Source organism: Helicobacter labetoulli (assembly GCF_003670275.1).
In the GTDB taxonomy this organism is placed as follows: Bacteria; Campylobacterota; Campylobacteria; order Campylobacterales; family Helicobacteraceae; genus Helicobacter_C; species Helicobacter_C labetoulli.
The window spans coordinates 60878-86063 of the sequence record NZ_QXJF01000011.1; the positions used below are offsets into that span (position 1 = coordinate 60878).

The following is a 25186-nucleotide window of genomic DNA, read 5'->3' on the forward strand; positions in this document are numbered from 1 at the left end:
CCCCCCCCCCCCCCCCCCCCCCCCCCCCCCCCCCCCCCCCCCCCCCCCCCCCCCCCCTGCTACAATCACTCCGCTATGTTTTTTTAAACAAGCAAAAATTACAACAAGGAGAATAACAATGAAAAAATTGTTAGTGAGTTCAGTTGTAGCTCTTGCTATGGCAAGTAGTGCGGTAGTTGCAGAAGAAAGCGGTGCATTTGTGGGACTTGGGTTGAATATGTCAAGTTTTCAAACAAAAATGACAGGTCTTCTTAATACCAAAACAACTGCTTCTGGTTTTGAATATGAGATTGTGGCTGGGTATAAGTATTTTATGACACAAGATTTTGGTGTGAGAGGATATGCACATTTGAATCATAATCAGCAAACTACTAAAATTGGTACTGGTACTACAGAAACTCTTATTTTCAATTATGGTGTGAATGTTGATGCGCTATACAACTTTGTTAGTCAAGAAAATGTTGATTTTGGTGCGTTTGCAGGGGTGAGACTTGGTATGAATACGGTTGGCGGTGATGCAGCAAAACCAGCCGGTGTTGAGAAGAACGCTTTCTTTGCTGGTATCAATCTTGGTTTGCGTGGAAACTTTGCTAAAGCTCACGGTGTGGAACTCGCATTTCTTGTTCCTGTAACAGATCATACCCTAATGGATACAGCAGGTGTGAAGATGACACAAGGCTACGATTATAAGGGAACTTTACGCTATACTTACAGCTTCTAAAACTCGCTTGTTTGCCCTAGGATAAGCTAGAGCATTTTTCATCAAAACTTCTTTGCCTTGTAGCTTTTTGGCTATGGGGCTTTGCTTCTTTATTATTTATAACTCCTTCGTGCCGCAGTGCTTTTCTTGGTAGCTTAAAAGGCGGAGATTCTTTTTATCTAATTGATAGTCTTTATCAAACTTTTTCCGCACGATTTGTTCAATCAAATCAAGGCTATCAGGATTTTTAGTGCTATCAACCATATCAAGCACAATCGCATATAGCTGGATATTTTCAGCCAAACACTCAAAAGCCTTTTGTCTCTCTTGGATAAAAAGCTGCTCATTTTTGGTATATTCTTTAAGCTTTAGCACGATATGGGCAAAGACCCGTTGCACGAGATGGGGTTTAAGATAAGAGCTTAGAATCTTTGGCAGCTCATCAAGGAGTGCTTCAAGCTGCTCTTTTTGCATAAAAAGCAAAACAGGTAGGAGTACTACAATACATTCAGTATTTTTATCCATTGATCGTGCTTCAAGCTTTAGCCATAGACGCTCCAAAAGGCTGTATTGATAAGATTCTAGCTTCATTTGCCCTCTTGTGTGGTAGGGTGGTTGCAAATCTCTGTGCCAATACCTTGTGTAGTGAAAAGCTCTAAAAGCAGAGAATGTTCCACCCTACCATCAATGATATGGGCTTTTTCTACACCATTTTGCACACAATCCACACAGGCTTCTAGCTTGGGTATCATACCGCCACTAATAACTCCTCTAGATTCAAGCTCTTTAATCTCATTGGGCGTGAGTGAAGAGATAAGCTCTTTATTGTCATCTAGCACACCCGGAATGTCGCTTAGAAAAATGACTTTTTTCGCATTCAAGGCTTTGGCAATGTGGCAGGCACATAAATCAGCATTGATGTTATAGCCTAGATGTCTTGCGTTTTCACCATTGGCAATAGGTGCGATAATAGGCACAAAACCTTCATCAATAACTTTTAGTAAAAACTCTGGATTCACCTTTGTAATCTCGCCCGTATAGCCCAATGTGCCATTATCCTTTGCCCTTGCTTGAAGCAGGTTTGCGTCTTTGCCATTTATGCCCACAGCCTTAGCGCCGTGAAAGTTTAAAAAAGCAGTCAATTCTTTATTAATCTCCCCACTTAGCACCATTTCCACCACACGCATAGAATCTTCGCAAGTTACGCGGTAGCCATTGACAAATTGACTTGGAATCTTTAGGCGTTCAAGCACTTCATTAATGCGTTTCCCTCCGCCGTGTATGATAACAGGCTTTAGCCCTAGCATATACATCATTACAATATCAAGGGTAAATTTTTCTTTCAAATCTAGGCTGCTTTGGGCTGCACCGCCATATTTAATGACGATAATCTCTCCCCTAAAGATTCTAATAAATGGGAGAGAATCTAGCAATATCTTCACAACCTTTGCATTTTTTTGCATTTATTTTGCCCCTTATTCAAAGATGAGATGTATTATATCTCAAAATGCACAAAAAAGGAGATGTGAATGAAAATAGTTTTACTTGATGGCAACACTTTGGGCGATTGTGATTTGAGTAGATTCAAGGCTTTAGGAGAGTTTGTAAGCTATGGTATTACATTGCCACACGAGCGGGTAGAGCGATGTGCTGGGGCAGATGTGGTGCTTACAAATAAAGTTGTGCTTGATGAAAATGTGCTTTCAAAATTGCCAGATTTAAAGCTTATTTGCATTACCGCTACGGGTATGAATAATGTGGATTTAGACTTTGCTAAAAAGAGAGGGATTGTAGTAAAAAATGTCGCTGGATACTCTACAACCGCTGTTGCACAGCATACTTTTAGCATAGCTTTGCATCTTTTGGCACGACTAGGGTATTATGATGCGTATTGCAAAAGTGGGGCTTGGTGTGAGAGTGATACTTTTGTGCATATTAATGGCGGATTAAGGGAGTTAGAAAATTTACAATGGGGGATTATCGGCTTTGGGAGTATTGGGCAGAGAGTAGGGAATCTTGCACGGGCTTTTGGGGCGGAAGTTAGCTATTATTCCACAAGTGGCAAAAATACGCAAAGTGATTTTACTCGCAAAGAGCTAGATGAGATTCTCTCACAAAGTGATATTATCTCTATTCACGCTCCGCTAAATCCCCAAACGCAAAATCTGCTTAATCATAAGAATCTCCCTTTGATAAAAGATAAGGCGATTTTAATCAATGTCGGTCGCGGTGGGATTGTCAATGAAGATGATATGGCAGCTTTTTTGAAAAATAAGGATATGTACTTTGGCACAGATGTGCTTGAGATTGAACCGATGAAGCCAAATCACCCATTTTTGGATAAAAAAATAGCTGATAAGATTCTTATCACTCCACACGTAGCGTGGGCGTATGACAAAGCAAGAGAGAGATTATTAGAGCTAACTTTGCAAAATATTAAAACTTTTTAGATTTTACTACTTGGCTTGGAGCTTTTTTTGCATTTCGTGCAAGCGTTGCTTTGCAATTTTTGGATTTGTTATTTTGGAATAGAATCTGCGGTGAGTTTGCAAAAAAATGCGTTGGGCGAAGAATAGAAAAAAATGACAGAATATTATGAATATGGCTTGATTGGGTTGTTTGTGGTGTGTTTTGTGGCAAGCACACTTTATCCGCTTGGCTCGGAAGCTTTTGTTGTGGGTTTTATGGCGATGGGGTTTGAGCCTTTGGCTGTGTGGAGTGTGGCAAGTCTTGGCAATACGCTTGGGAGTTTAAGCACATATTATTTAGCCTATTTTGGTGGATATGCTGTGATTATGCGGTTTTTCCCAAAGGCGAGAGAGAAAATCACACATCTTGCTCCTAAGATTCAAAAATATGGGTTTTTGTATGCGTTTTTTGTATTTTTACCTTTTGTGGGTGATGTTTTTGCTCTCGCTCTTGGGCTTGTGCGGTATAATCAAATTCTTAGCATTTTAGGCATTGCACTTGGCAAAATGGCACGATATGCTTTGCTTGTTGTGCCTTTTGTGTTGTAGCATTTTTACAAACTTGCTACAATGTCGGCTCTAAAATCAAAAATCAAAGGAGAGAATATGCCATTACTAGATAGTTTTAAGGTAGATCATACGCGTATGCCAGCACCTGCGGTGCGATTAGCAAAGACTATGGAGACGCCAAAAGGAGATGTGATAAGTGTGTTTGACTTGCGTTTTACGCGTCCAAATTGTGAGCTTTTAAGTGAAAAGGGTATCCATACAATGGAGCATCTTATCGCTGGTTTTATGCGGGAGCATTTAAATGATTCAAAAGTTGAGATTATTGATATTTCGCCAATGGGTTGTCGCACGGGGTTTTATATGAGTGTGGTGGGTAAGCCAGATTCTTATGCGGTCAAAGATGCGTGGGAAGCAAGTATGCGAGATGTATTGCGTATCCAAGATGAAAAGCAGATTCCCGAGCTTAATATCTATCAATGCGGAACGGCAAAAATGCACTCACTCAAAGAGGCTCAAGAGATAGCTCAAGCGGTGCTTGATAAGGGTGTGGGTGTGATGAATACAGAAGAATTGCTTTTAAAAGATTTTGCCTAATTATAAATCTATCCCTAAATTCTAGGGATAGAATCTAAGACTACATTTGATGTGTGAATGAGTTTTCACATTTATTTCACAAAGTTTTTATACAATATACGAGCTTACTTTGTTGTATATGCAACTAATTTGACTTAACAACAAATGACTTTTAGCACGAAAATACAAAAAGTTTCTAATTGATTAGCTATGATTCTAAGGAGTAATGAAAATGCGTTATAGTGTGAGAATATGGAGTGTAGTTTTATTAAGTTGTGTGAGTGTGCTATTTATAGGCTGTTTTGATTCTGAAAAAAATAAGGCTCAAGCCCCCACACTCAAGGTAGAAACACAAAAAATCACCCATCAAAATGTGGCTTTAAACTTTGAATATGCTGCAAGATTAAAGAGTATCCAAAGCGTTAAGGTGTATGCGAGAGTGCAGGGCGTGCTTTTGTCAAAGAATTTTAATGAGGGCGATATTGTCAAAGAGGGGCAGTTGCTTTTCAAAATAGACCCAACGCGTTATCTTACAAAGGTTAATCAAGCCAAAGCTCAATATCAGTCTGCAGAAGCAAGTTTTATCAAGGCTAATCGCGATTGGAAACGCGTGGAAAAGCTCTATAAGCAAGGGGTTTATACGATTGATCAATATGACACTTCGCGTTCAAACTACCTCTCCGCTCAAGCAAATCTAGCAAATGCCAAGGCGACCCTTGATGATGTGAATATTGATCTAGGCTATACAGATGTGGTAGCTGGTATCAGTGGTAAAACCGGTATGCGAAGCTATGATGTGGGGAATCTTGTAGGCAGCAGTGGGCAAGATGTTTTAACGACAATTACGCAGCTTAGTCCCATTTACGCGGAATTTTCTATCCCAAATACGGATTATTACTTTATGCGAGGGCTAGAAAATAGCCGCATACAAGTAGAATATGTGCTTGGTAATGGCAAAGTGTATGAAAAGCAGGGCAAACTTGATTTTGTAGATTCTGTGCTAGACTCACAAACGGCGACTATTAAGGCAAGGGCGATTGTGGATAATGATGAGCAAAAGCTTTTGCCTAATGAATTTGTGCGTGTGCGTTTGAAGGGCTTTGAGGCACAAAATGCTATTACGATTCCCCAAACTGCCCTTTTACAAGACAATCAAGGAAGCTATGTTTATACGCTTAAAGATGGCAAAGCTCACATTTCACGCGTAAGCCTTGGGCAGAATCTCCGTAATAATCAGGTGCTTATCACAGGCGGTTTGCAAGATGGCGATATACTCGTGCTTAATCAGCTTTCAAAAATTCTTGAATCTATGCCCTTGCAACAGCTAGATTCCAAACCACAGGATTCTAAAGCACAAGATGTGAAGCCACAAGAGGCAAAGCCCCAAGATTCAAAAAAATAGGAGCGATATATGTCAAAATTTTGTATCAATCGTCCAATTTTTGCTATGGTGCTATCCATTGTGATTACACTTGTTGGTGTAATTTGTATGAAGATTCTCCCTGTTGAGGAGTATCCGCAAGTTGTGCCAAATGAAATTGTTGTGAGTGCGACTTATAGTGGGGCGAGCGCGGAAGTAATGGCAAATACCGTGGCAAGTATCATTGAGGATAGTATTAATGGGGTTGAGGGAATGCTATATATGAAGTCTTCTTCAACTTCGAGTGGGGTGATGAATCTTAATGTGTTTTTTAGCAATGATGCTAATGCGGATATGGCACTTGTCAATGTAACTAATCGCGTTCAGTCCGCCCTAGCCCAACTTCCCACAGAGGTACAAAGAGTGGGAGTTACCACACGCAAAAGATCTTCTACACTTTTAGCAGTATATGCAATGTATTCGGATAACCCTGCACATAGCAGCACTTTTGTGGCAAACTATGGAATCTTAAATGTCATTAACGAGCTTAAACGCGTTCCGGGAGTGGGTGATGTAACGCCATTTGGTTCTAAAGACTATTCTATGAGAATCTGGCTTGATATTGATAAGCTTTCACAAAATAATCTCACTCCCTCCGAAGTAGCTAAAGTCGTTTCAGAGCAAAACTCACAATTTGCCGTTGGCTCATTTGGAAAAGAGCCTATGCGAAGTGATATTGCTTTTACCTACTCAGTTACGACACAGGGGCGATTTGTGAGTGCTGAAGAGTTTGGCAATATTATCATTCGCTCAAATGCTGATGGCTCGGCGTTGCGTCTTAAAGATGTGGCAAAGGTTGAGCTTGGAGCAAAAGATTATAGTGTTAGTCCATTGCTTGATGGCAAGAATGCTTCAGCTTTTGGTATTGCCTTGCAGCCCGGAGCAAATGCCCTTGATGTGGCTGATGCAGTAGAAAAAAGAATGCAAGAACTCTCTTTGAGTTTCCCAAATGGATTGCATTATAAAAATGTCTATAACACGACAGAATTTGTGAAAATCTCCATTGATGAAGTGATTAAAACCTTTATTGAAGCCATTGTGCTTGTTATCATTATTATGTATTTTTTCTTACAAAATTTCCGTGCGACTATCATTCCTGTAATTGCCATTCCTGTGTCAATCATTGGGACATTTGCAGGTATGTATGCGTTGGGATTTTCAATCAATCTTCTCACACTCTTTGGGCTTATTTTGGCTATTGGAATCGTTGTTGATGATGCGATTATTGTGATTGAAAATGTGGAGAGAATCTTACATACTGAAACAAATGAGCTTGGAGAAAAATACTCTGTCAAAGAAGCGACACTTAAGGCTATGAGTGAGATTCAAGGTCCGGTTGTTGCCATTGTGCTAGTGCTTTGCTCGGTTTTTATCCCTGTGGCATTTATTGGCGGATTTAGTGGAGCAATTTATAAACAATTTGCCATAACAATCGTTATTTCCGTGGTGATTTCGGGCTTTGTAGCATTGAGCTTAACTCCGGCACTTTGCGTTTCCATTTTAAAAGCAAAAGAGCCTAAGCCTTTTTATCTTGTGAGGCGGTTTAATGACTTTTTTGATTGGCTGACACATAAATTTGGTGAGCAAATAGGCAAGGCATTACGGCGTGGAATGTTGCTTGTAGCGTTATTTGTAGCTATTCTTATAACAACTTGGGGGCTGTTTTCTAAACTGCCCACAGGGCTTGTGCCTAGCGAAGACAAGGGGAGTATGATGAGCTTCATTCAGCTGCCTCCAGCAGCTTCACTTTCACGCACAATTACTGAAGGCAAGAAGGGTTTGGCAATTTTAGGGCAACAAGAAAGTGTAGATTCTGCTTTTTTGATTGCTGGGTTTGATATGTTGGCAAGTGCGGCACGATCAAGTGGAGCGGTGATTTTTGTAACGCTAAAAGATTGGAGTGAGCGTAAAGAGAGTGCGTTTGCTATCGCACAAAAGATGATGGGTGCGTTTAATGCAAGTCTTGATGCCTTTAGTCTTGTAACAACGCCACCGGCAATTATGGGCTTATCAACCGTTGGAGGCTTTGAGCTGTATATTCAAGATAGAAGTGGTGGGAGTATTAAGGATTTAGAAAAGTATGCCAACCTCCTTGTAGCAGAGGCAAATAAACGCGAAGAGCTTGTGGGTGTGAGAAGTCTATTTAGTGCAAATATTCCGCAATATCATTTGAATCTTGATAGAGAGCGGGCAAAAGCGATGAATGTGAATGTTGATGATGTATTCACTACAATGCAAAGCACCTTTGGGCAGCATTATGTCAATGATTTTAATCTCTATGGCAAAACATATCAAGTCAATATCCAAGCTCAAAGTGAGTTTAGAGAATCTCCGGAAGATTTAAGCCGCATTTTTGTGAAGTCTAGCAATGGAGATTTAATCCCCATAAGCACGCTTGTAAGCTTTGAACGCGTTATAGGGGCGGATATTGTGGATAGATTCAATCTTTTTACAAGTGCAAAAATTATCGGCAATGCCAACGAAGCAAAGGGCTATTCAAGTGGTGATGCACTGCGAGTGATTGAAGGGGTAGCAAAGGAAATTCTGCCGGAGGGCTACACAATAGCTTATTCTGGGACAAGCTATCAAGAGAAAAATGCAAGTGGCACAGGAAAATTGGCATTTATTTTTGGGCTTATTTTTGTATTCTTGATTCTATGTGCGCAATATGAGCGATGGCTTATGCCTTTATCTGTGCTTACTGCTGTGCCTTTTGCGGTATTTGGTGCGTGTGTGGCAACTATGCTAAGGGGGTTAAGCAATGATATATATTTTCAAATTGGACTTGTGATGCTTATTGCCTTGTCTGCTAAAAATGCAATTTTGATTGTGGAATTTGCCCAGCATTTGCACGAAAAAGAGGGTAAAGGGATTTTAGAATCTGCTATAGGTGCAGCAAAGCTCCGATTCCGCCCAATCATTATGACTTCACTTGCATTTAGTATTGGTGTATTGCCTTTAGCTTTATCAAGTGGAGCAGGAAGTGCTAGCCGACACGCTATCGGCACGGGTGTGATTGGCGGAATGCTTGCAGCAACATTTATTGCTATCTTTTTTATTCCACTTTTTTGGAGCTATGTGGCGAGATTTAATGAGTGGCTAAAGCAAAGACACTCATCATAAGAATCGGTTTTGCATTTAAGGCAAGTCAAAAATCAGCACTTCATTGCTAGAATCTAAGCCTTTAAGATTAAAGCTAGATTAGCACATTATCCCATCGCTTGTTTCTATGATAAAAGGTTGCGTTTGACTAGATTCTATCTCTAGTTTGCCACGCACCACTTGGATATAAGCTTTTCTGCCACTTTCAAAGCTAAAAGTTTCATTTGCAATATCTCTATATAACCACAATCGCATATCTTGATACACCTTTAGAGAATCTTGCTGTGCATCTGGGGATAAAATAAGTGTTTTGTTTTTACTCTTGTCAAAAGCTTTTTGCTTATATCGTGGAGTAATGCCTAGCTCATTTGGCTTAATCCAAATTTGATAAAAATGCAAACGGCTCACTTAAAAGATTAAACTCTGAATGCGTGATACCACTGCCTGCACTCATTATTTGAAACTCCCCACTTGGCACACGCTCTTCATTTCCCATACTATCTTTATGTGCGATTGTCCCGCTTAGCACATAAGTTAAGATCTCCATATCCTTATGCGAATGAGTCCCAAAACCCTGACTTGGCTCTACCCTGTCTTCATTGATGATACGCAATGCACTAAAACCCATAAACCTCTCATCATAATATCCTGCAAATGAAAAGCTATGATAGGTATCAAGCCAACCGTGATTGAAATGCCCGCGTTGCTCTGCTTTGCGTAGTGTAAGCATATTAAATTCTTTGTGTAAAATAAATGGAGATATTGTATCAAAAATAAAGACAATGCTTTAGGGTGCAGTTTTGTCAAAATGGTGGTGCAAATCTTTGGAGAGTGTGCTTATAAAAAGTGGGCTATAAGGTGTCTTATCTGCTATCATTGTGCAAAAGTGTAACATATCTTTTTGCTGTGTAATACATTCTAGGCAGAGCTTTAGAATCTGTGGAGCATAGTCTTTTGGAATATGCTTTGGAGCGTGGCTAGGAGAGGTGAAATGCTTGTGGATTCTATGCACGAGTGTTTTGTTTGTAATCTCTAGAATCATAGAATCTATAGGCATTTTTACAAACATTAAATCATCTTGAGGTTGAAGCGAAATATATGTGCTATCAACACCAAAAATTTTAGTGCTATATGAATCAAAAAGATACAAACTTTTATTGTAATTATCCTCTAAACTTTCAAGCATAAGCTCTAAAACGGCTATTTTTTGTGTATTTGTATAAAGGTTACCAATAGGAGAGAAAGCAAAGCGAAGCAAAGATTCTATACTATACCATTCAATGCTTTCAAATCCGTGTTCAAGCATAAGCTCATAGCGTTTTTTGCGAAGCTGTGCAGCGTGAGGAGAAAGCCCAAATTTGTAGGGAAAAGTAACAATTTTATCGCGATATGCGGGTGAAGGAAACCGAGGGTGAATTACAAAGCGTCTTTTAGATTCTTTGTCTAAAATATAGGCTAGTCCCCCCTCATAGCCTCTATCTATAATTTTTATTTCACTTTGTGGTAGGGCTTTTAATAGGGAGAAAAACTCATCTTCCTTGCAGTCTTGCTCCCAGATTCTGCTTGGATAGCGAAAAAAGGCATTGATAGATTCAAAAACTTCAGCCTGTGGTGTTTTTGTAACACTTTTATCAATCCACGAAGTGAGTGTGCGTCTATCTTTACCGATGATTTTGGCAAATTTTGACATGCTTAAGCCTGATTTTTGATAAATAATAATGAGTTTTTCTAATGCTCCAAATGCCATAACAATCCTTGAATGTCTTTTTGGGTTAAGATTTTGTGAAAAATGCACATTTTTTGTTCAATTATAGCATTTATGTTCAAAACTTGCATTTAAAAAGCAAAAATTGTTCATAGCAAATCTATCCTTTCAAGTTAGAATAAACCCCTAGTCAAATTTTCAAGGAGGTAGAAATGCCCACATATCAAGAAGTGTATAAACAATCCATTGAGAATCCAGAAGCCTTTTGGGCAGAAGCTGCTAAAAAGGTGCATTGGTATCACGAATGGGATAAGGTGCTTGATGTTGTTAATGATCATTATCGGTGGTTTGTCGGTGGGTGTATGAATACCTGCTATAACGCACTTGATTTGCATATAGAAAATGGCAGAGGCGATCAAGTAGCATTACATTATGACTCGCCTGTAACGGATACAAAAAGATCCTACACCTATAAAGAACTCCGCAAAAGAGTGGCAAAAACTGCTGGAATCTTAGTCAATAAAGGCGTAGTAAAAGGCGATAGGGTGCTTATTTATATGCCTATGATTCCAGAAGCAGTGATTGCAATGCTTGCTTGTGCTAGGATTGGGGCGATTCATAGTGTGGTCTTTGGTGGATTTGCCGCACACGAGCTTGCTTCACGCATAGAAGATGCAAAGCCGCGGGTGATTATGAGTGCTTCTTGTGGGATAGAGATCTCTCGTGTGGTGAAGTATAAGCCTATCTTAGATGAAGCCATTAAAAGCTCTAGCCATAAGCCCACCACCTGCCTTGTTTGGCAACGCCCACAAGAAAGGGCGAATATGCTGCCTTGGCGAGATGTGGATTGGGAGAGTGAAGAGGAAAAAACAGATCCGGTAGAATGTGTGCCTGTAGATGCGACTGATCCGCTCTATGTGCTTTATACCTCTGGTACGACTGGTAAGCCAAAGGGTGTTATCCGCAGTAATGGTGGGCATTCTGTGGCGATGAAGTGGTCTATGGATAATATTTATAACGCAAAGCCCGGCGATGTATTTTGGGCAGCAAGTGATGTAGGTTGGGTTGTGGGGCATAGCTATATTGTGTATGCGACATTGATGAATGGCTGCACGACAATTCTCTATGAGGGCAAACCTGTCAAAACGCCAAATCCGGGGGCGTTTTGGCGTGTGGTGCAAGAGTATAAAGTAAATATCCTATTTTCTGCTCCAACGGCATTTAGAGCGATTAAAAAAGAAGATTCCAAAGGCGAATGGCTTAAGAAATATGATATTAGCTCACTTAGGGCGGTATTTGTCGCAGGGGAGCGATGCGATAGCGATACATTGCAATGGATTGAAAAGCTTGTCAAAAAGCCTGTAATTGACCACTGGTGGCAGACAGAAACAGGCTGGGCGATAGCGGCAAATCCACTAGGACTAGAGCAAATGCCTGTAAAGCCCGGCTCCCCCACAAAGCCAATGCCCGGATTTAATGTCAAGGTGCTTGATGAAGATGGCAAAGAGTGCAAGGCTGGGAAGCTAGGCAATCTTGTCATCAAGCTCCCTCTGCCCCCTGCGTGTCTAATGGGAATCTGGGGCGATGATGCAAGATATAAGAGAGCATATCTCAATCACTATCCGGGCTATTATCTCACAGGTGATAGTGGCTATATTGATAAAGATGGCTATGTGTTTGTAATGGGGCGAATGGATGGCGTCATCAATGTCGCAGGACATAGACTATCAACCGGCGGTATGGAAGAGGCAATTTCTAAGCACCCAGACATCGCGGAGTGCGCGGTCATTGGTGTCAATGATGAGTTAAAGGGCGAGATCCCGCTCGCCTTTGTCGTGCTAAAAGATGGACTAGAGCGAGATGTGCAAAGCTTGTGTGAAGGTGTCGTGCAGCTTGTGAGAGAAGAGATCGGTGCGGTGGCTTCACTACACATTGTCGCAGTAGTTAAACGACTGCCAAAAACTAGAAGTGGCAAAATCTTGCGAGGCACAATGCGTGATATTGCTGATGGCAATGAATGGAAAATGCCTAGCACGATTGAAGATTCTAGCGTTATGCCCGAGATTGAGGCAGCATTGCAGAATCTTGGCTATCCAAAATCCAAAACCACAAAGGAGGCAAAATGAAAACAGCAGGACAGAAATTTAGAGAGGCATTAAAGGACAATAATCCTTTGCAAATTATCGGTGTGATTAACGCGTATTCTGCCATACAAGCACAAAAAAGCGGTGCAAAAGCCCTTTATCTAAGCGGTGGGGCATTAGCAGCGATGAGCTTAGGTGTGCCTGATCTTGGCATTAGCTCATTAGAAGATGTGTGTATTGATGTGCGCCGCATCACGGCGGTAAGTGATTTACCCTTGCTTGTAGATGCCGATACGGGCTGGGGTGGGGCATTTAATATCGCTCGCACGATTAAGGATTTAACACGAAGTGGTGCGGCAGGCTGCCATATAGAAGACCAAGTCGCGCAAAAACGTTGCGGACATCGCCCAAATAAAGAGCTTGTCAGCAAAGAGGAAATGTGCGATAGGATCAAAGCGGCAATGGATGCGAAAATAGATTCTAGCTTTGTGGTAATGGCACGCACTGATGCCCACGCAAGTGATGGGCAACAAGCAGCGATTGAGCGGGCATTAGCCTATGTAGAAGCAGGAGCGGATATGATCTTTGCTGAAGCAATCCATACGCTAGAAGAGTATAAGCAATTTACCGATGTGATAAAAGTGCCGGTGCTGGCAAATATCACAGAGTTTGGTAAAACGCCTTACTTCACCAAAGATGAGCTAAAAAATGTAGGAATCTCTATGGTGCTTTATCCGCTATCTGCGGCAAGGGCGATGAATAAGGCGGCATTAGCGGTGTTTAAGGATATTATCAATAATGGCTCACAAAAAAATAGCATAGATTCTATGCAAACACGCGATGAACTCTATGAAATGCTTGGCTATCACGAGTATGAGCAAAAGCTCGACACACTCTTTAAAAGCAAAAAATAATCTACAAGAAAAGGAGAGAAAATGGCAGCACCAACAGAAAAAGTCGCAAAAAAAGTAGGTGGCTTAGCAGGGATAAGCGCAGGAGAATCAGCAATCTGCACTTGTGGCACAGGACACGGGCTAAATTATAGAGGCTATGATATTTATGATTTAGCAGAGCATTGTGAGTTTGAGGAAGTGGCATATTTGCTTTTGAGAGAAAAACTGCCAAATAAGGCAGAGCTAGAATCTTTTAAAAAAGAGCTAATAGCCGCACGAAGCTTACCAAAAGAGCTAAAAGAAGTGCTAAAACTTTTGCCAAAAGATGCGCACCCTATGGATGTTATGCGAAGTGCGTGTTCTGCTCTTGGCTGTTTGGAGAAAGAAGAATATGATGTGTTTAAAGCATCTTTTCCAAATCAGCAAAAAATTGGCACAAGGCTTTTAGGCGTTTTCCCAAGTGTGCTAACTTTTTGGCATCATTATCATACAAGTGGTAAGGAGATAAGCACAGAATCTAAGCAAGATTCTATTGCTGGGTATTTCCTAGAATCCTTGCACCAAAAAGAGCCAAAAGAGCTATGGGTAAAGGCAATGCACGCAAGTTTGATTCTGTATGCAGAGCACGAGTTTAATGCCTCTACATTTACTGCAAGGGTGATTACGGCAACAATGTCTGATGTGTATGCAGGCATTACTGGGGCGATTGGGGCATTAAGAGGACCGCTGCACGGCGGAGCAAATGAAGCGGCAATGGAGCTAATAGAAGAGTTTTCTAGCCCAGAGCAAGCCACGCAAGGAATCTTAGATAAACTTGCTAGAAAAGATAAGATTATGGGCTTTGGGCATCGCGTATATGTGGAAAAAGATCCACGCAATGTAGTGATAAAAGCGTGGAGTAAAAAATTGAGTGAAGATGTGAAAGATACAAAAGGGCTATATCCCATAAGTGAAGCCATAGAAAAGGCAATGTGGGATCAAAAAAAGCTTTTCCCTAATCTTGATTTTTATAGTGCGAGTGCCTATCACTTTATGGGGATTCCAACGCCTTATTTCACGCCGATTTTTATCTTTTCGCGCACGGCAGGGTGGTTGGCACATATCTTTGAGCAAAGGAGTAATAATAAGCTTATCCGTCCTAGTTCGGAATATACGGGACCGGAGAACAAGGCATTTGTGCCACTAAGTGAGCGTTAGTCTTTTGTGTGCTTTTGCGCGTTGTCTTTGCGGTTAAAATCGCGGATTCTGCGTTTGCCAACTTCGGCACTACCACTTAAGGTAGCTTCTCGTTGGCTCACTTGGTGCAGACGAAGTCAAACCCGTCTAACGCAAAAACCACGATTTTTCCTCGCAAATACTTTCGCTTAGGCGACTTGAGTCTTGCCGAGCGGGAATCTAAATATTTAGCTTGGCAATCAGCGGCGGTGAATCTAGAATCTAGATTCTGCAACTTTACGAATTTATGTAGATTTGTGAAGTATAAATTCTAGCCATTGCTCTGTTGCTTTGTGAGTTTTTAGGGATTTTTACAATAGGAGTTACCTTTAAGGGTAATGACTATTGTAAAAATCCCTAAATCTTGCAAATGGATAGACAAGGGTGAATTTCAACTATACTTTAATTACAAGGAGAATGTAATGAGTGCCGATATGGGAACACTGGATACCAAACGACCAGAATTTGATGAGCTGCTAACAAAAATTGCGCGTTATGCGTTGGAGTATAAGATTAACTCCCCTTTAGCGTATGAGACAGCGAGATACTGCCTTATGGATACGATAGGTTGTGGGCTTTTGGCTTTAAACTTTCCGGCTTGCACTAAGCTTTTAGGACCTGTTGTAGAAGGTGCGGAGTTTCGCCCTTTGGGAGCGAAAATCCCGGGGACTAGCTATCAATTAGAGCCAGAGAGAGCGGCGTTTAATGTGGGAGCTATGGTAAGATGGCTTGATTTTAACGATACTTGGTTAGCAGCAGAGTGGGGACACCCTAGCGATAACCTAGGGGCGATTTGGGCGGTAGCTGACTATCTAAGCCGCAAAAATATTGCTGAAGGTAAAGAGCCTTTGAAAGTCAAAGATGTGCTTAGTGCTATGATTAAAGCACACGAGATTCAAGGTGTGCTTGCGTTAGATAATTGCTTCAATAAAGTGGGGCTAGACCACGTGCTACTTGTTAGAATCGCTTCTACCGCCGTAGCGTGTGCTATGCTTGGCGGGAGCTTTGAAGAGGTGAGAAATGCGGTGAGCCACGCATTCATTGATGGCGGGGCTTTGCGGACATATCGCCACGCACCAAACACAGGCTCACGCAAAAGCTGGGCAGCAGGGGATGCAAGCTCAAGGGGTGTAAATCTAGCCTTGAAAGCAATAAGTGGAGAAATGGGCTATCCAAGTGCGTTAAGTGCGGAATTCTGGGGATTTGAAGATGTGAAAATGCGGGGCAAAAAGCTCACTATCCCGCAAGAATTTGGCAGCTATGTAATGGAAAATGTGCTGTTTAAAATCAGCTTCCCAGCGGAGTTCCACGCGCAAACTGCCGTAGAATGTGCGTTGAAACTGCATAATGAAGTAAAAGACAAATTAGATTCTATTGAAAAAATTGTGATTACCACGCAAGAATCTGGACATAGAATCATCAACAAAGTCGGCGAGCTTGCAAACCCTGCTGATAGGGATCACTGCATTCAGTATATGGTGGCTGTGCCGCTTGTGTTTGGGCGATTGACCGCAGAAGATTATGAAGACTCTGTGGCGAGTGATAGACGCATTGACGCCCTGCGTGATAAAATGGTAGTAGAAGTAGATGACTGCTATACGCGTGAGTATTTAGAAGCCGATAAACGCTCAATCGCTAATGCGGTGCAGATTTTCTACAAAGATGGCAGCAAGAGTGAAAAGGTAGAGGTAGAATATCCTATCGGACATAAACGCAGAAGAGCAGAGGGAATCCCTGTGCTTGTAGCTAAGTTTGAGCGCAATATCGCCCTAAAACTTAGCCCGAAAAAATGCGGGCAGATTAAGGCAGTTTGCAGTGATCAAGCCAAACTAGAATCTATGGCGTTTAATGAATTTAGTGATTTATTTGCGTTGTAGAAGTTGTGCCATAAGGCAGATTCTGCAAAAGCGGAATCTGCCTTGAAGATGGGCTAGGACAATGCCCTTTCCCACTCATACGCACTTTGGATAATTTTTCTCAAGTCATTAAATTGTGGTCGCCAATGTGTGAGTGAGAGAATCTTTTCATTTTTCGCACTAAGCTCAATGGGGTCGCCCTCTCGCCTAGATTCTGCAATGACTTTAAAATCCACCCCACTCACTTCTTTGACAATCTCTATAACTTCCTTAACGCTATACCCTTGAGAGTAGCCGACATTAAAGACATTTGATTGCTCTGTCTGTTGCAAATATTTTAACGCTTCAAGATGAGCATTTGCCAAGTCATCAATATGGATATAATCGCGAATGCAAGTGCCATCTTTTGTGGGATAATCTGTTCCAAAAATCCCCATACTTTCCCGCTTTCCACACGCACATTCACACGCGACTTTGATAAGATGTGTGGCATTTTTACTTCTTTGTCCTAAGCCCTTGTGTTGTGAGAGCAGCTCTTGCGTGTTATCCATACTCGCCCCAGCGACATTAAAATACCGCAACGCCACATAGTTAAAATTCTCAATCACTTTTGCAGTATCGCTTAAAATCCGCTCACTCATCATCTTTGAAGCCCCATAGGGATTAATGGGTAAAAGCGGGGCATTCTCATCAATGGGGATAAGCGATATATCTGGCTCCCCATATACAGCAGCTGTGGAGCTAAAGATAAAGTGCTTCACCCCGCATTCTACACAAAGATTGACAAGATGTGTTGTATTGATTGTGTTATTTATATAGTATTGCAATGGTTTAAGCACAGATTCTCCAACAATCAAAGACGCCGCAAAGTGAATCACCGCCTCAAATTGATATTGCATAAGCAAGGAACGCATTTTTTGCAAGTCATTGATATTGCTTTGAATGAATGTGATTCTATCCTTGAAAGTTTCTTGCAAATAGGTAATATTTTCTATAAAACCTGTGCTTAAATCATCGAGAATAACAAGCTGATAATCTGTATTTTTCAAAAACGCATAAGCAGTATGTGAGCCAATATAGCCACTTGCCCCTGTTAGCAAAAGATAAGCCATAATAATCCTTTATAAACAAAAAAAAGTAGAATCTCACAAATGTGAGATTCTATCATAGATTATAAATATCCAGCTGCTAGAGCTATCACATATCCAGCTACACAAGAGCTGCATACACCAATTAAGCCCGGCAAAATAAAGCTATGATTAATAACAAACTTTCCAATATGCGTTGTGCCGCTTCTATCAAACTGAATCGTCGCCAAGTCGCTTGGGTAAGTTGGCAAAATGTAATAGCCATAGCACGCCGCTGCAAAAGCTATAACAATTCCGGGTTCAACTCCAATGCCAAGAGCTAAAGGCACAAATGCTGCAATTGCTGCTGCTTGAGAATTAACAAATTTTGAGATTAAAAGAAGCATAATCGCATAAGTCCAAGGTTGTGCTTTAACAATATCTCCCAAAGCTTCTTTCATCATCGGCGTATGCACAGCAAACATTGTATCCGCCATCCACGAGATTCCAAATACTGCTACAAGAGCTATCATACCAGAGCGGAAAATCTCATTCTTGCCAATTTTACCCGCATCTACATTTGTAAAAATCAGCAACGCAGAACCAGCTAAAAGCATAAACATTTGAATCGTATCCACCATACTCATAGGTTTTAATGCACCTTTAACTTCAAAAGAAGGACGCAACTCTGGGAATGCTCCAAGCACAGCCACAACAACGATTGCACCTAGGAAAATCCACATAGCTAACCAATCTTTGAAAGGAAGCTTGACACCTAGAAGCGTTTTAGAATCACCATAAACATATTTTTTGAACTCTGGATCTTTGATTTTTTCTTGAAACTCTTCATCTTTATCCAAATCCTTGCCTCTAAACCACGAGAAGATTCCAATACACAAAACGCCAAAAAGTGTGCTTGGGATTGTAATTTGCAATAGATTGACATAGCCATCAAATCCTGCGAGTTTATTGTCTGCCTCCAAAAGTAATGCTGTAAGGCTTACAACCGCAACAGATACAGGTGAAGCGATAATGCCCATTTGTGAGCTAATGGAGCTTGCTGCCATAGGACGCTCTGGGCGGATATTGTTTTTAATCGCAATGTCGTAAATGATTGGCATCATTGTATAAACTACATGTCCTGTCCCGCATAGGATTGTAAGGAAGCAGGTAACAAAAGGTGCTAAAATCGTTAAAAATTTTGGATTTTTTCTTAGCACACGCTCTGCAATCTGCAACATCACATCTAGCCCACCACTTGCTTGAAGCGTCGCACTTGCTACAACAACAGCTAGAATTGTGAGCATAACAGAAATAGCTGGTTTGCCCGGGGCAACATTAAATCCAAATGCAAGGACCAAAAGCCCAATTCCACCGAGCAAACCTAAGGCAATGCCGCCCTTTCTCGCACCATAAAAAAGACAAACAAGCACGACAAAGAGCTGAATGCCAAACTGCCAACCTTCACTAAGATTTGTGAGAAAATCCATAAGAAGCCCTCCTAGAGTAAAATATGCTAAAAAAAGCCCTGCGATTGTATCTAAAATCGCACATAGATAGCTTAAAGACAATGTATTTAGGTGTTTTTATTATGCTCAGTGTGTTAAAGTGTGGCTTTTACTTTGAATGAGCATTTAAAAGGTTAAGAGAATGGATACTTTTCATATCGTGCTTGTTGAGCCACAGATTCCACAAAATACAGGTAATATAGGGCGGTTGTGTGTAGCCACAGATTCTATTTTGCATTTAATCCACCCATTGGGTTTTAGAGTGGAGCAAAAAGAGCTTAAACGCGCAGGGCTTGATTATTGGCAGAATCTGCAAGTGTATGAATGGCAGAATCTAAAGGAGTTTTGGGAGAAGCACCCCATAAATGAGCGACATTTTTTCTTTAGCACAAAGGCAAAAAAGCTGTATTATCAGGCGGATTTTTCACAAGGGGGATTTTTGTATTTTGGGCGAGAGGATAGGGGACTAGATTCTAGCTTGGCAGAATCTGCTAGGGCGTATAGGCTACCTATGGTAAAAGGCATTAGAAGTGTGAATCTCGCCACAAGTGTGGGTGCAGCTCTGTATGAGGGATTGCGTCAATTTGGGAACTATAAGCAATGGGAATGCTAATGTGGTGATGAAAAGTTTTAAGGTTTGCCAAAAAAAGATAAATCTTAAAGACATAATTACAAAGTGAGTCAAAAACTAGCAAATGCATTTATTTGATAGGCTTTGTTTGTGGCGGTGTTAGTGAAAAGATAGAAACTTAGATTCTAAAAATTGCTATACCTTGCCTAAAGGCAGAGTATCTAGCATAGAATCTAGCAAAGATTGTCGTGCTTACATACCCAATATGAAGAAAAGATAAGATTCTGGAATCTAGATTCTACATTGAGATTCTAATAACCCTGTTGTTGCAGTTTTTTGTAAGAATCACAGCCAAGCTGTTCGCCTAAATCACAAGCTTTACCATACAGCTCTTTTGCCTTTGTAAAGTCTTGACGCACACCCTTTCCATTTTCATATTGCTCTCCTAACGAAGCACAGCCAAACTTATCATTTTTTTCACATAGGCTTTCAAAAATCTCTTTTGATTTCGTCAAGTCTTGTTTCACACCTTTGCCCTCATAATAAGCAATACCCACCTTAAAACACAACAAATTATTTTCTTGCTCATAGCCTTTTTGATAATACTCAAATGCTTTGATGTAATCCTGCTTTGCCCTTTTGCCTTCCGTATATAATTTTGCAAGAAAAACATATCCCAAACTTTCACCAAGTTCTATGGTTTTATTATAAAACTCTATAGCTTTTTGTGTATTCTGCTCTACACCTTTGCCATTTTCATAGGCATCTCCCAAACCGATACAGCCCCTTCCATAGCCACCATTACACGATTTTTCAAACAATTCAAGAGATTTTGATATGTTTGTATGTTTTACCCCTGCTCTATGACAAGCCTTTAAGTCATTATTTTCACATAAAGATTCTAGCTCTTGCACACTTTTATTCTCATAGTAAGAATCTGGCTGAAACTTTTGCTACCCTGCCTTTTTATCATCACCGCAACCTATAAGTGCCAAGATAAGCGATGGGATTGCTACAACTCCAACTGCTATGTTTTGTATTGCATTTTTCATTTTTGCCCTTTCAATTAGAATCTAAAGCCCACACAATACAAAAAAAACACATTTTAAATTTTGGCAAGTTTATTCTAAGATTCACGCAAAATTTATACAGGATTTACAAAAATGCAGAATCTTAGCGTTTAAGATTGAGTGCTTCTTTGACTAAATCATCGCCTGTGGTAAAGGCTTTGGCATTCATAGAATAGCCTCTTTGCATAACAATCAGCTCCGTTAAGGCATTTCCCACATCAACATTACTTGTTTCTAAATGTTTATACAGCACCGAGCCAAACTTAAGATTAAGCCCTTCCCAGCCTAAAATGGGCTTCCCACTAATGGTGCTTGCATCGCCATTTACAATCATTTCTGTCATCTCAAAAAGATTCCCACCTACTTTCCTTAAGCCCTGATCATTAACAAATGCCGCAATACCCACGCGTCCCATAGGCTCATACGCTCCATTATCAAAAGCAAGGAATATAATGCCATCTTTATCAATCCTTACATCACGCAAATGCCCTTCAGAGCGTCCATCTTGGTCTTTTCCTAAGATTGCAGAATCTCTATATACAAAGTTTGAGCTTTGCATATCCTTTGCTCCTGCGATATTATATGTCAAGCTCTTATCGCCAAAACTTAGTTCAACGGGCTGTGCAGTTGGCTTACCATCGCTATCAAATTCAATATTATGCACCACATAATCGGGGCTTATCATAATCTCTCCGTGCTGGTCAAACACGGCTGAATGCACCTCCCATTTTTCCTTGATTGGCGGCTCGGATTCAGGATTGCCCGATTGCACCATAAAGTAATGGCTTTGGACTAGGAATTTCTTGCCACTTTCATCATAGATTTCTACATTGGTTTGATAGCTTGGCATTTGAATAAACTCGCTAAAGAAGCTATCCCCTCTAATCTCCTGCCAACCGACATTATCAAGCTTAGGATCGCTTGAGCCACTATCTACGATTTTGCGATAGAGTTTGCCATCACGGCTTACAATATCATCAACCTGATAAGTGCTGCCTTTAGCATAGCTTGGGGGCAAGGCAGATTCTACACTGCCTAGCTCTTCCCAATTCCCTTCATTGATTGGATTATTTCCTGCGGAGTTTATGCGTTGAAAGATTTTACCCTCACTCTGCACAACATCTCCCTCAAGATAAGTAGTATTATCACTCCATTGACTTAATGCACTGCTATCTAGAATCTTCCAATTTTCCTTATCCATAAATGGATCTTCGCTTGTTCCCAACTCACCTGTGCGGATAAATGAAACTCCCTTATATTGCACGATAGCATTTTTTTCATAGGCTTTATTTGTATTAAAGTTTGCTCCAACGCCACTACTAAAATTTTCATTCTTGCCCTTGAATCCTAGCTTTTCAAAAAGACTCCCTCCAAGCTCAAGGTTAAGATTCTTATAAGAGTTATTTTTTAGCTCTAGGCTTACTTTCTCACCAACTTTTCCATCAACCCCTTTACTCACTTCCAAATCTAGCCCGACTTTTTCACGCAGGAGATTTTTTAAATCATTAAAAGTGCGGAATTCTCCCGCTTCCGCTCCACCATCACCATATTTAAAGCTCAAAGTCTCCTTTTTGTCATCTTTATCTATAGTAAGACGCACTTCATTGTAGCTTGGGGCATTAAGTGGCGTATCATCAGTGGCAAAGGCATTAATATCCGTATCCATAAATCGTTCAACATCAAACTCACCATCTTTATTTTTAAAAAAAGATGACACAGAAGTGGCATTTTCATTTTTATTAAGATTTGCACTTACATCAAGCTTTGTGGTAAGCACGGGGCGATAGTAAAGATTCTGCGGGACTTGCATAGGCTGAAGTTTGCCTGAAGCAAGGGCTGCAAAATCAACTTCTTCGCTCTTATTTGAAGTGTAGATTCCATCTTTAATTTTACCCAAATCCACACCATACATATAGTATCCGCTTGTATTGACGATGTAGCCCTCTCCATCGCGTAGGAATGAGCCATCGCGTGTGAAGTAGTTTTTTTGCTTTTTTTCATAACCATCATCTTTTATCTCAAAACTCCCGCTTTTTTGCTCCCCTACGACAAACCAGCCCTTTCCCTCATAGGCGACATTAAACTCCCCATCACTCGCCTTGTAGCCCCCACTACGCGTAGAGATAGCGTTGCTTGATTTTGTCGCACCATAGTTCATATCATTATTGATAGGGGAATCTGCATTAAGAGAATCCATATTGGTGCTAAAAAGGCTTTCAAATTGTGGAATATTCTCACGATAGCCGATAGTATTGACATTGGCAATATTATTTGAGATAGAATCTAGCCCAAATTGATGCGTTTTAATCCCGCTGTAAGAGTTAATAAGAGTGCTATTCATAGCCCGTGGTCCTTATTGTAAAACTCAATAGCACTATCAAGTGGCAAAATCATATCGCCCATTCTTAGCATAGGTGAGCCCTTATCAAAGATAATGCTTTGCACCTCTCCACGCCCTACACGAGCAGTATGGTATTGTTTGCTTGTGTCATCAAGGTTGTATTCCGCACGAATATTATATGTGCCATCATCTACTTGTTTGCCATTATTATCTAGTGTATCCCAAGTAAATTCCAAATATCCGCTTTGGTTATTTTTATCTTTAAGCGAAATGCTTTTTACCATCTCATTATTGCTATTGAAAATATAAATTGTTGGCTCACCCTTTTGTATATCAATCTTTTGATCAAAATAGATTGAAAATTTAACCGCTTTGCCCTTTTGCACATTAACACCAAAGACATCAGTCTCAGCCACCTTGCCAATCATTGAAACGGTGTTGAGTGCATTGAGCTGTGCGGTGGCAACATTTGACTTAGCTGTATCTTGCATACCAAGATTAAGTGCTTCTAAAGATTCTTTCATTTGTGCTTGAAACTCTTTTAGCTCTTTATTTGTCTCTTGTGTGCTTTTCATAGCCTCTGCTACTTCTACCATTGTCTTTTTGTTTTGCTCTTGCATTTCTACTTGCGTGAGTTGGGCAGTTTGCGTGATAATCTTATCAGTTTCCATTGGTGCGGTTGGGTCTTGATTTTTAAGCTGTTCTAAAAAGAGACGCATAAAAGCATCATTATCAAGCTCGTTAATATTGCGAACTTTTTCTTTTTCTTTTGCTATTTTTGCCGCACTTCCTGTTACTTCTGCCAAGTCAATCGCCATTGCTAAACTCCCTTTTTTAAGCGTATTTGGGCAGCGTAATATTCATTACATTTAACCCTTTTTGCATTTCATTTTGTGAATCTTCTAAGCTATTTTTGTTCCCTTCCTCTCTTTGCTCTTGTGGTGTATTATCTCCGCCATTGTGTCCCTTATTGCCACTGCTACCATCATTTGAGCTAAAGTTTAAATCTACATTTTCAAAGCCCACCTGTGCGAGATTGTTTTTAAAATCCACTTGATTTTGTAAAAATAATCCAACCGCTGTGGCGTTTGATACCACCTGAATATGTAAATCCTTGCCTTTTTTAGTGATGGTAAGCTCTAGTGTGCCAAGATTCTGTGGATTAAGCTCTAAGGATAGCTTTGTGATAGGGGGCTTGTAGTTTAGCACCTCTTCACGCAAAGCTTGAGCAAAATTCCTTACGCTCTCTCTTGCGAGGGCAGAGCGATAGAGAATCTGTGTGCGGCTATTTTCTTTTGCACTTAGGACTTCCGCACTTTGCTTAGATTGAGTTTTGCCCTTACTTTCTTCTACCGCTTCAGTTTCTTTTGTTTTTGTTTTCTTTTTGCCCCCTGCTAGAAGCATTTCCGCAAAGCTTTTTTCCTCTTCTTGAATCTGACTTTGCTCATTAAAAAGCGGTGATTCCTCTAGTTGCGTATCTTGAATCTTGCTTGTTTGCGATGGATTTTGTGAATCTATTTTATTAGATTCTTTACTTTGTGTATCCCTTTTTGGATTTTTCTCACTATCTTTTTTGTCCCCACTTTTAGATTTGCCCTTCAACGCTCCAGATTCTAAGGCAGCAATACTTTGGGCTAACGCATTAGGCTTTTGAGAAGCGTTTGCTTGAGGTTTTGAAGTGTGCTTTTGTAGCTCTTCAATGCTTGGCTCATCAAGCTTTAGTGCTTCTTCAAAGCTTTTTAGCTCCGCACTTTTGGCATCTGTAAGCATTTGGGTTTGAATCTCTTGCCGTGTCTCTTGCTTTGTATATTTAGATTCTACTTGAGCGGGGCTAGATTCTAACTTTTTATCCTGTGTAGCATTTTTAGGTGCTTTATTTTTTGTCTTTTTAGAATCTTCGCTTATAAGCTCACTTCCCTCCGCCTTCTTTTTGGCTTTTTTACTTGTTTTTTTGGCTTTGGGCTGGGATTGCAAATTTTCTATAGAATCCTTACTCTCTTGCTCTAGGGACACATTGTTGAGAGGATTAAGAATCTTATTTGCCTCATTCTCAGCTGCTAAAGGTGTAGTTTTTGCCTTAAGGGCTTTTTGCAGCACATTATC

The 25186-nt window shown here is 40.6% G+C and carries 23 protein-coding genes; 12 read left to right on the forward strand and 11 right to left on the reverse strand.

The genetic code is table 11. From position 1 onward, the window contains the following. The first annotated feature begins 118 nt into the window (after positions 1-118). Positions 119-721, forward strand: coding sequence for an outer membrane beta-barrel protein (locus tag EBF12_RS07005; RefSeq protein WP_121727022.1), 603 nt, complete (start codon positions 119-121; stop codon positions 719-721). Between the two features lie 96 nt (positions 722-817). Here the strand turns inward: EBF12_RS07005 and EBF12_RS07010 are convergent, their stop codons facing one another. Together EBF12_RS07010 and argB are read right to left on the reverse strand one after the other, a co-directional pair. Beyond that, the gene (locus tag EBF12_RS07010; protein ID WP_121727023.1) at positions 818-1291 is read right to left on the reverse strand and encodes a hypothetical protein; all 474 of its coding nucleotides are present in this window, start codon (positions 1289-1291) and stop codon (positions 818-820) included. Further along, the gene (argB, locus tag EBF12_RS07015; protein WP_121727024.1) at positions 1288-2163 is read right to left on the reverse strand and encodes an acetylglutamate kinase; all 876 of its coding nucleotides are present in this window, start codon (positions 2161-2163) and stop codon (positions 1288-1290) included. The genes EBF12_RS07010 and argB overlap by 4 nt, the downstream gene beginning before the upstream one ends. Before the next feature lie 66 nt (positions 2164-2229). Between argB and EBF12_RS07020 the strand changes: the two genes are divergently transcribed. From EBF12_RS07020 to EBF12_RS07040, 5 genes are all read left to right on the forward strand, one after another. Continuing rightward, a complete protein-coding gene (locus tag EBF12_RS07020) occupies positions 2230-3150 on the forward strand; it encodes a D-2-hydroxyacid dehydrogenase (protein WP_121727025.1) in 921 nt (306 codons plus the stop codon). Between the two features lie 132 nt (positions 3151-3282). Further along, the gene (locus EBF12_RS07025; protein ID WP_121727026.1) at positions 3283-3717 is read left to right on the forward strand and encodes a YqaA family protein; all 435 of its coding nucleotides are present in this window, start codon (positions 3283-3285) and stop codon (positions 3715-3717) included. Positions 3718-3774: 57 nt separating this feature from the next. Next, the gene (gene luxS / locus EBF12_RS07030; protein WP_121727027.1) at positions 3775-4272 is read left to right on the forward strand and encodes an S-ribosylhomocysteine lyase; all 498 of its coding nucleotides are present in this window, start codon (positions 3775-3777) and stop codon (positions 4270-4272) included. 205 nt (positions 4273-4477) lie between these two features. After that, positions 4478-5653: an efflux RND transporter periplasmic adaptor subunit gene (locus tag EBF12_RS07035; RefSeq protein WP_244196439.1), complete on the forward strand. Its 1176-nt coding sequence runs from the start codon at positions 4478-4480 to the stop codon at positions 5651-5653. Positions 5654-5662: 9 nt separating this feature from the next. Further along, positions 5663-8794 (forward strand): efflux RND transporter permease subunit, encoded by a 3132-nt coding sequence (locus EBF12_RS07040; RefSeq protein ID WP_121727029.1) that lies wholly within the window; start codon positions 5663-5665, stop codon positions 8792-8794. Positions 8795-8872: 78 nt separating this feature from the next. On the opposite strand, the gene EBF12_RS12210 is transcribed toward EBF12_RS07040, so the two are convergent. From EBF12_RS12210 to EBF12_RS07050, 3 genes are read right to left on the reverse strand one after another with little or no spacing between them, the layout of a single operon-like run. Continuing rightward, positions 8873-9172: a pirin family protein gene (locus EBF12_RS12210; protein ID WP_279629425.1), complete on the reverse strand. Its 300-nt coding sequence runs from the start codon at positions 9170-9172 to the stop codon at positions 8873-8875. Beyond that, positions 9147-9503, reverse strand: coding sequence for a pirin family protein (locus EBF12_RS12215; protein WP_279629426.1), 357 nt, complete (start codon positions 9501-9503; stop codon positions 9147-9149). Before EBF12_RS12215 ends, EBF12_RS12210 begins: the two co-directional genes overlap by 26 nt. 57 nt (positions 9504-9560) lie before the next feature. After that, positions 9561-10520 (reverse strand): hypothetical protein, encoded by a 960-nt coding sequence (locus tag EBF12_RS07050; protein WP_121727030.1) that lies wholly within the window; start codon positions 10518-10520, stop codon positions 9561-9563. Between the two features lie 170 nt (positions 10521-10690). Here EBF12_RS07050 and EBF12_RS07055 point away from each other — a divergent pair, with 170 nt between their 5' ends. The 5 genes from EBF12_RS07055 (at position 10691) to prpD (ending at position 16547) form a co-directional block, all read left to right on the forward strand. Beyond that, positions 10691-12604, forward strand: coding sequence for a propionyl-CoA synthetase (locus EBF12_RS07055; RefSeq protein ID WP_121727031.1), 1914 nt, complete (start codon positions 10691-10693; stop codon positions 12602-12604). Then, a complete protein-coding gene (prpB, locus tag EBF12_RS07060) occupies positions 12601-13476 on the forward strand; it encodes a methylisocitrate lyase (protein ID WP_121727032.1) in 876 nt (291 codons plus the stop codon). The genes EBF12_RS07055 and prpB overlap by 4 nt, the downstream gene beginning before the upstream one ends. A 21-nt stretch (positions 13477-13497) precedes the next feature. Beyond that, complete coding sequence (prpC, locus tag EBF12_RS07065) at positions 13498-14652, forward strand: bifunctional 2-methylcitrate synthase/citrate synthase (protein WP_121727033.1); 1155 nt, start codon at positions 13498-13500, stop codon at positions 14650-14652. Between the two features lie 104 nt (positions 14653-14756). Next, positions 14757-14945, forward strand: coding sequence for a hypothetical protein (locus EBF12_RS11110; RefSeq protein ID WP_157979071.1), 189 nt, complete (start codon positions 14757-14759; stop codon positions 14943-14945). 147 nt (positions 14946-15092) lie between these two features. Further along, on the forward strand, positions 15093-16547 hold the full coding sequence (gene prpD, locus EBF12_RS07070; protein WP_121727034.1) for a 2-methylcitrate dehydratase: 1455 nt from the start codon (positions 15093-15095) through the stop codon (positions 16545-16547). Between the two features lie 53 nt (positions 16548-16600). On the opposite strand, the gene galE is transcribed toward prpD, so the two are convergent. Next, positions 16601-17638 carry a UDP-glucose 4-epimerase GalE gene (gene galE / locus EBF12_RS07075; RefSeq protein ID WP_121727035.1) on the reverse strand — a complete coding sequence of 346 codons (1038 nt, stop codon included), beginning with the start codon at positions 17636-17638 and terminating at the stop codon, positions 16601-16603. Positions 17639-17697: 59 nt separating this feature from the next. Continuing rightward, positions 17698-19083, reverse strand: a complete 1386-nt coding sequence (locus EBF12_RS07080) for an anaerobic C4-dicarboxylate transporter (RefSeq protein WP_121727036.1) — start codon at positions 19081-19083, stop codon at positions 17698-17700. A gap of 160 nt (positions 19084-19243) precedes the next feature. On the opposite strand from EBF12_RS07080, the gene EBF12_RS07085 reads away from it, so the two are divergent. Beyond that, the gene (locus tag EBF12_RS07085; protein ID WP_121727037.1) at positions 19244-19714 is read left to right on the forward strand and encodes a tRNA (cytidine(34)-2'-O)-methyltransferase; all 471 of its coding nucleotides are present in this window, start codon (positions 19244-19246) and stop codon (positions 19712-19714) included. A 269-nt stretch (positions 19715-19983) separates the two neighbouring features. Here EBF12_RS07085 and EBF12_RS11885 read toward each other — a convergent pair whose 3' ends face one another. The 4 genes from EBF12_RS11885 to fliK form a co-directional block, all read right to left on the reverse strand. After that, positions 19984-20586, reverse strand: a complete 603-nt coding sequence (locus tag EBF12_RS11885; protein WP_244196440.1) for a tetratricopeptide repeat protein — start codon at positions 20584-20586, stop codon at positions 19984-19986. A 259-nt stretch (positions 20587-20845) separates the two neighbouring features. Beyond that, positions 20846-23083: a flagellar hook-basal body complex protein gene (locus EBF12_RS07105; RefSeq protein WP_121727038.1), complete on the reverse strand. Its 2238-nt coding sequence runs from the start codon at positions 23081-23083 to the stop codon at positions 20846-20848. Next, on the reverse strand, positions 23080-23901 hold the full coding sequence (gene flgD, locus EBF12_RS07110; protein ID WP_121727039.1) for a flagellar hook assembly protein FlgD: 822 nt from the start codon (positions 23899-23901) through the stop codon (positions 23080-23082). The genes EBF12_RS07105 and flgD overlap by 4 nt, the downstream gene beginning before the upstream one ends. 16 nt (positions 23902-23917) lie before the next feature. Beyond that, a complete protein-coding gene (gene fliK / locus EBF12_RS07115; RefSeq protein WP_121727040.1) occupies positions 23918-25180 on the reverse strand; it encodes a flagellar hook-length control protein FliK in 1263 nt (420 codons plus the stop codon). Positions 25181-25186 lie beyond the last annotated feature (6 nt).

Coding starts and splice junctions, on each gene's coding strand:
- EBF12_RS07005 (WP_121727022.1), top strand. CDS start 119: ATGAAAAAATTGTTAGTGAGTTCAGTTGTAGCTCTTGCTATGGCAAGT.
- EBF12_RS07010 (WP_121727023.1), bottom strand. CDS start 1,291: ATGAAGCTAGAATCTTATCAATACAGCCTTTTGGAGCGTCTATGGCTA.
- argB (WP_121727024.1), bottom strand. CDS start 2,163: ATGCAAAAAAATGCAAAGGTTGTGAAGATATTGCTAGATTCTCTCCCA.
- EBF12_RS07020 (WP_121727025.1), top strand. CDS start 2,230: ATGAAAATAGTTTTACTTGATGGCAACACTTTGGGCGATTGTGATTTG.
- EBF12_RS07025 (WP_121727026.1), top strand. CDS start 3,283: ATGACAGAATATTATGAATATGGCTTGATTGGGTTGTTTGTGGTGTGT.
- luxS (WP_121727027.1), top strand. CDS start 3,775: ATGCCATTACTAGATAGTTTTAAGGTAGATCATACGCGTATGCCAGCA.
- EBF12_RS07035 (WP_244196439.1), top strand. CDS start 4,478: ATGAAAATGCGTTATAGTGTGAGAATATGGAGTGTAGTTTTATTAAGT.
- EBF12_RS07040 (WP_121727029.1), top strand. CDS start 5,663: ATGTCAAAATTTTGTATCAATCGTCCAATTTTTGCTATGGTGCTATCC.
- EBF12_RS12215 (WP_279629426.1), bottom strand. CDS start 9,503: ATGCTTACACTACGCAAAGCAGAGCAACGCGGGCATTTCAATCACGGT.
- EBF12_RS07050 (WP_121727030.1), bottom strand. CDS start 10,520: ATGGCATTTGGAGCATTAGAAAAACTCATTATTATTTATCAAAAATCA.
- EBF12_RS07055 (WP_121727031.1), top strand. CDS start 10,691: ATGCCCACATATCAAGAAGTGTATAAACAATCCATTGAGAATCCAGAA.
- prpB (WP_121727032.1), top strand. CDS start 12,601: ATGAAAACAGCAGGACAGAAATTTAGAGAGGCATTAAAGGACAATAAT.
- prpC (WP_121727033.1), top strand. CDS start 13,498: ATGGCAGCACCAACAGAAAAAGTCGCAAAAAAAGTAGGTGGCTTAGCA.
- prpD (WP_121727034.1), top strand. CDS start 15,093: ATGAGTGCCGATATGGGAACACTGGATACCAAACGACCAGAATTTGAT.
- galE (WP_121727035.1), bottom strand. CDS start 17,638: ATGGCTTATCTTTTGCTAACAGGGGCAAGTGGCTATATTGGCTCACAT.
- EBF12_RS07080 (WP_121727036.1), bottom strand. CDS start 19,083: ATGGATTTTCTCACAAATCTTAGTGAAGGTTGGCAGTTTGGCATTCAG.
- EBF12_RS07085 (WP_121727037.1), top strand. CDS start 19,244: ATGGATACTTTTCATATCGTGCTTGTTGAGCCACAGATTCCACAAAAT.
- EBF12_RS07105 (WP_121727038.1), bottom strand. CDS start 23,083: ATGAATAGCACTCTTATTAACTCTTACAGCGGGATTAAAACGCATCAA.
- flgD (WP_121727039.1), bottom strand. CDS start 23,901: ATGGCGATTGACTTGGCAGAAGTAACAGGAAGTGCGGCAAAAATAGCA.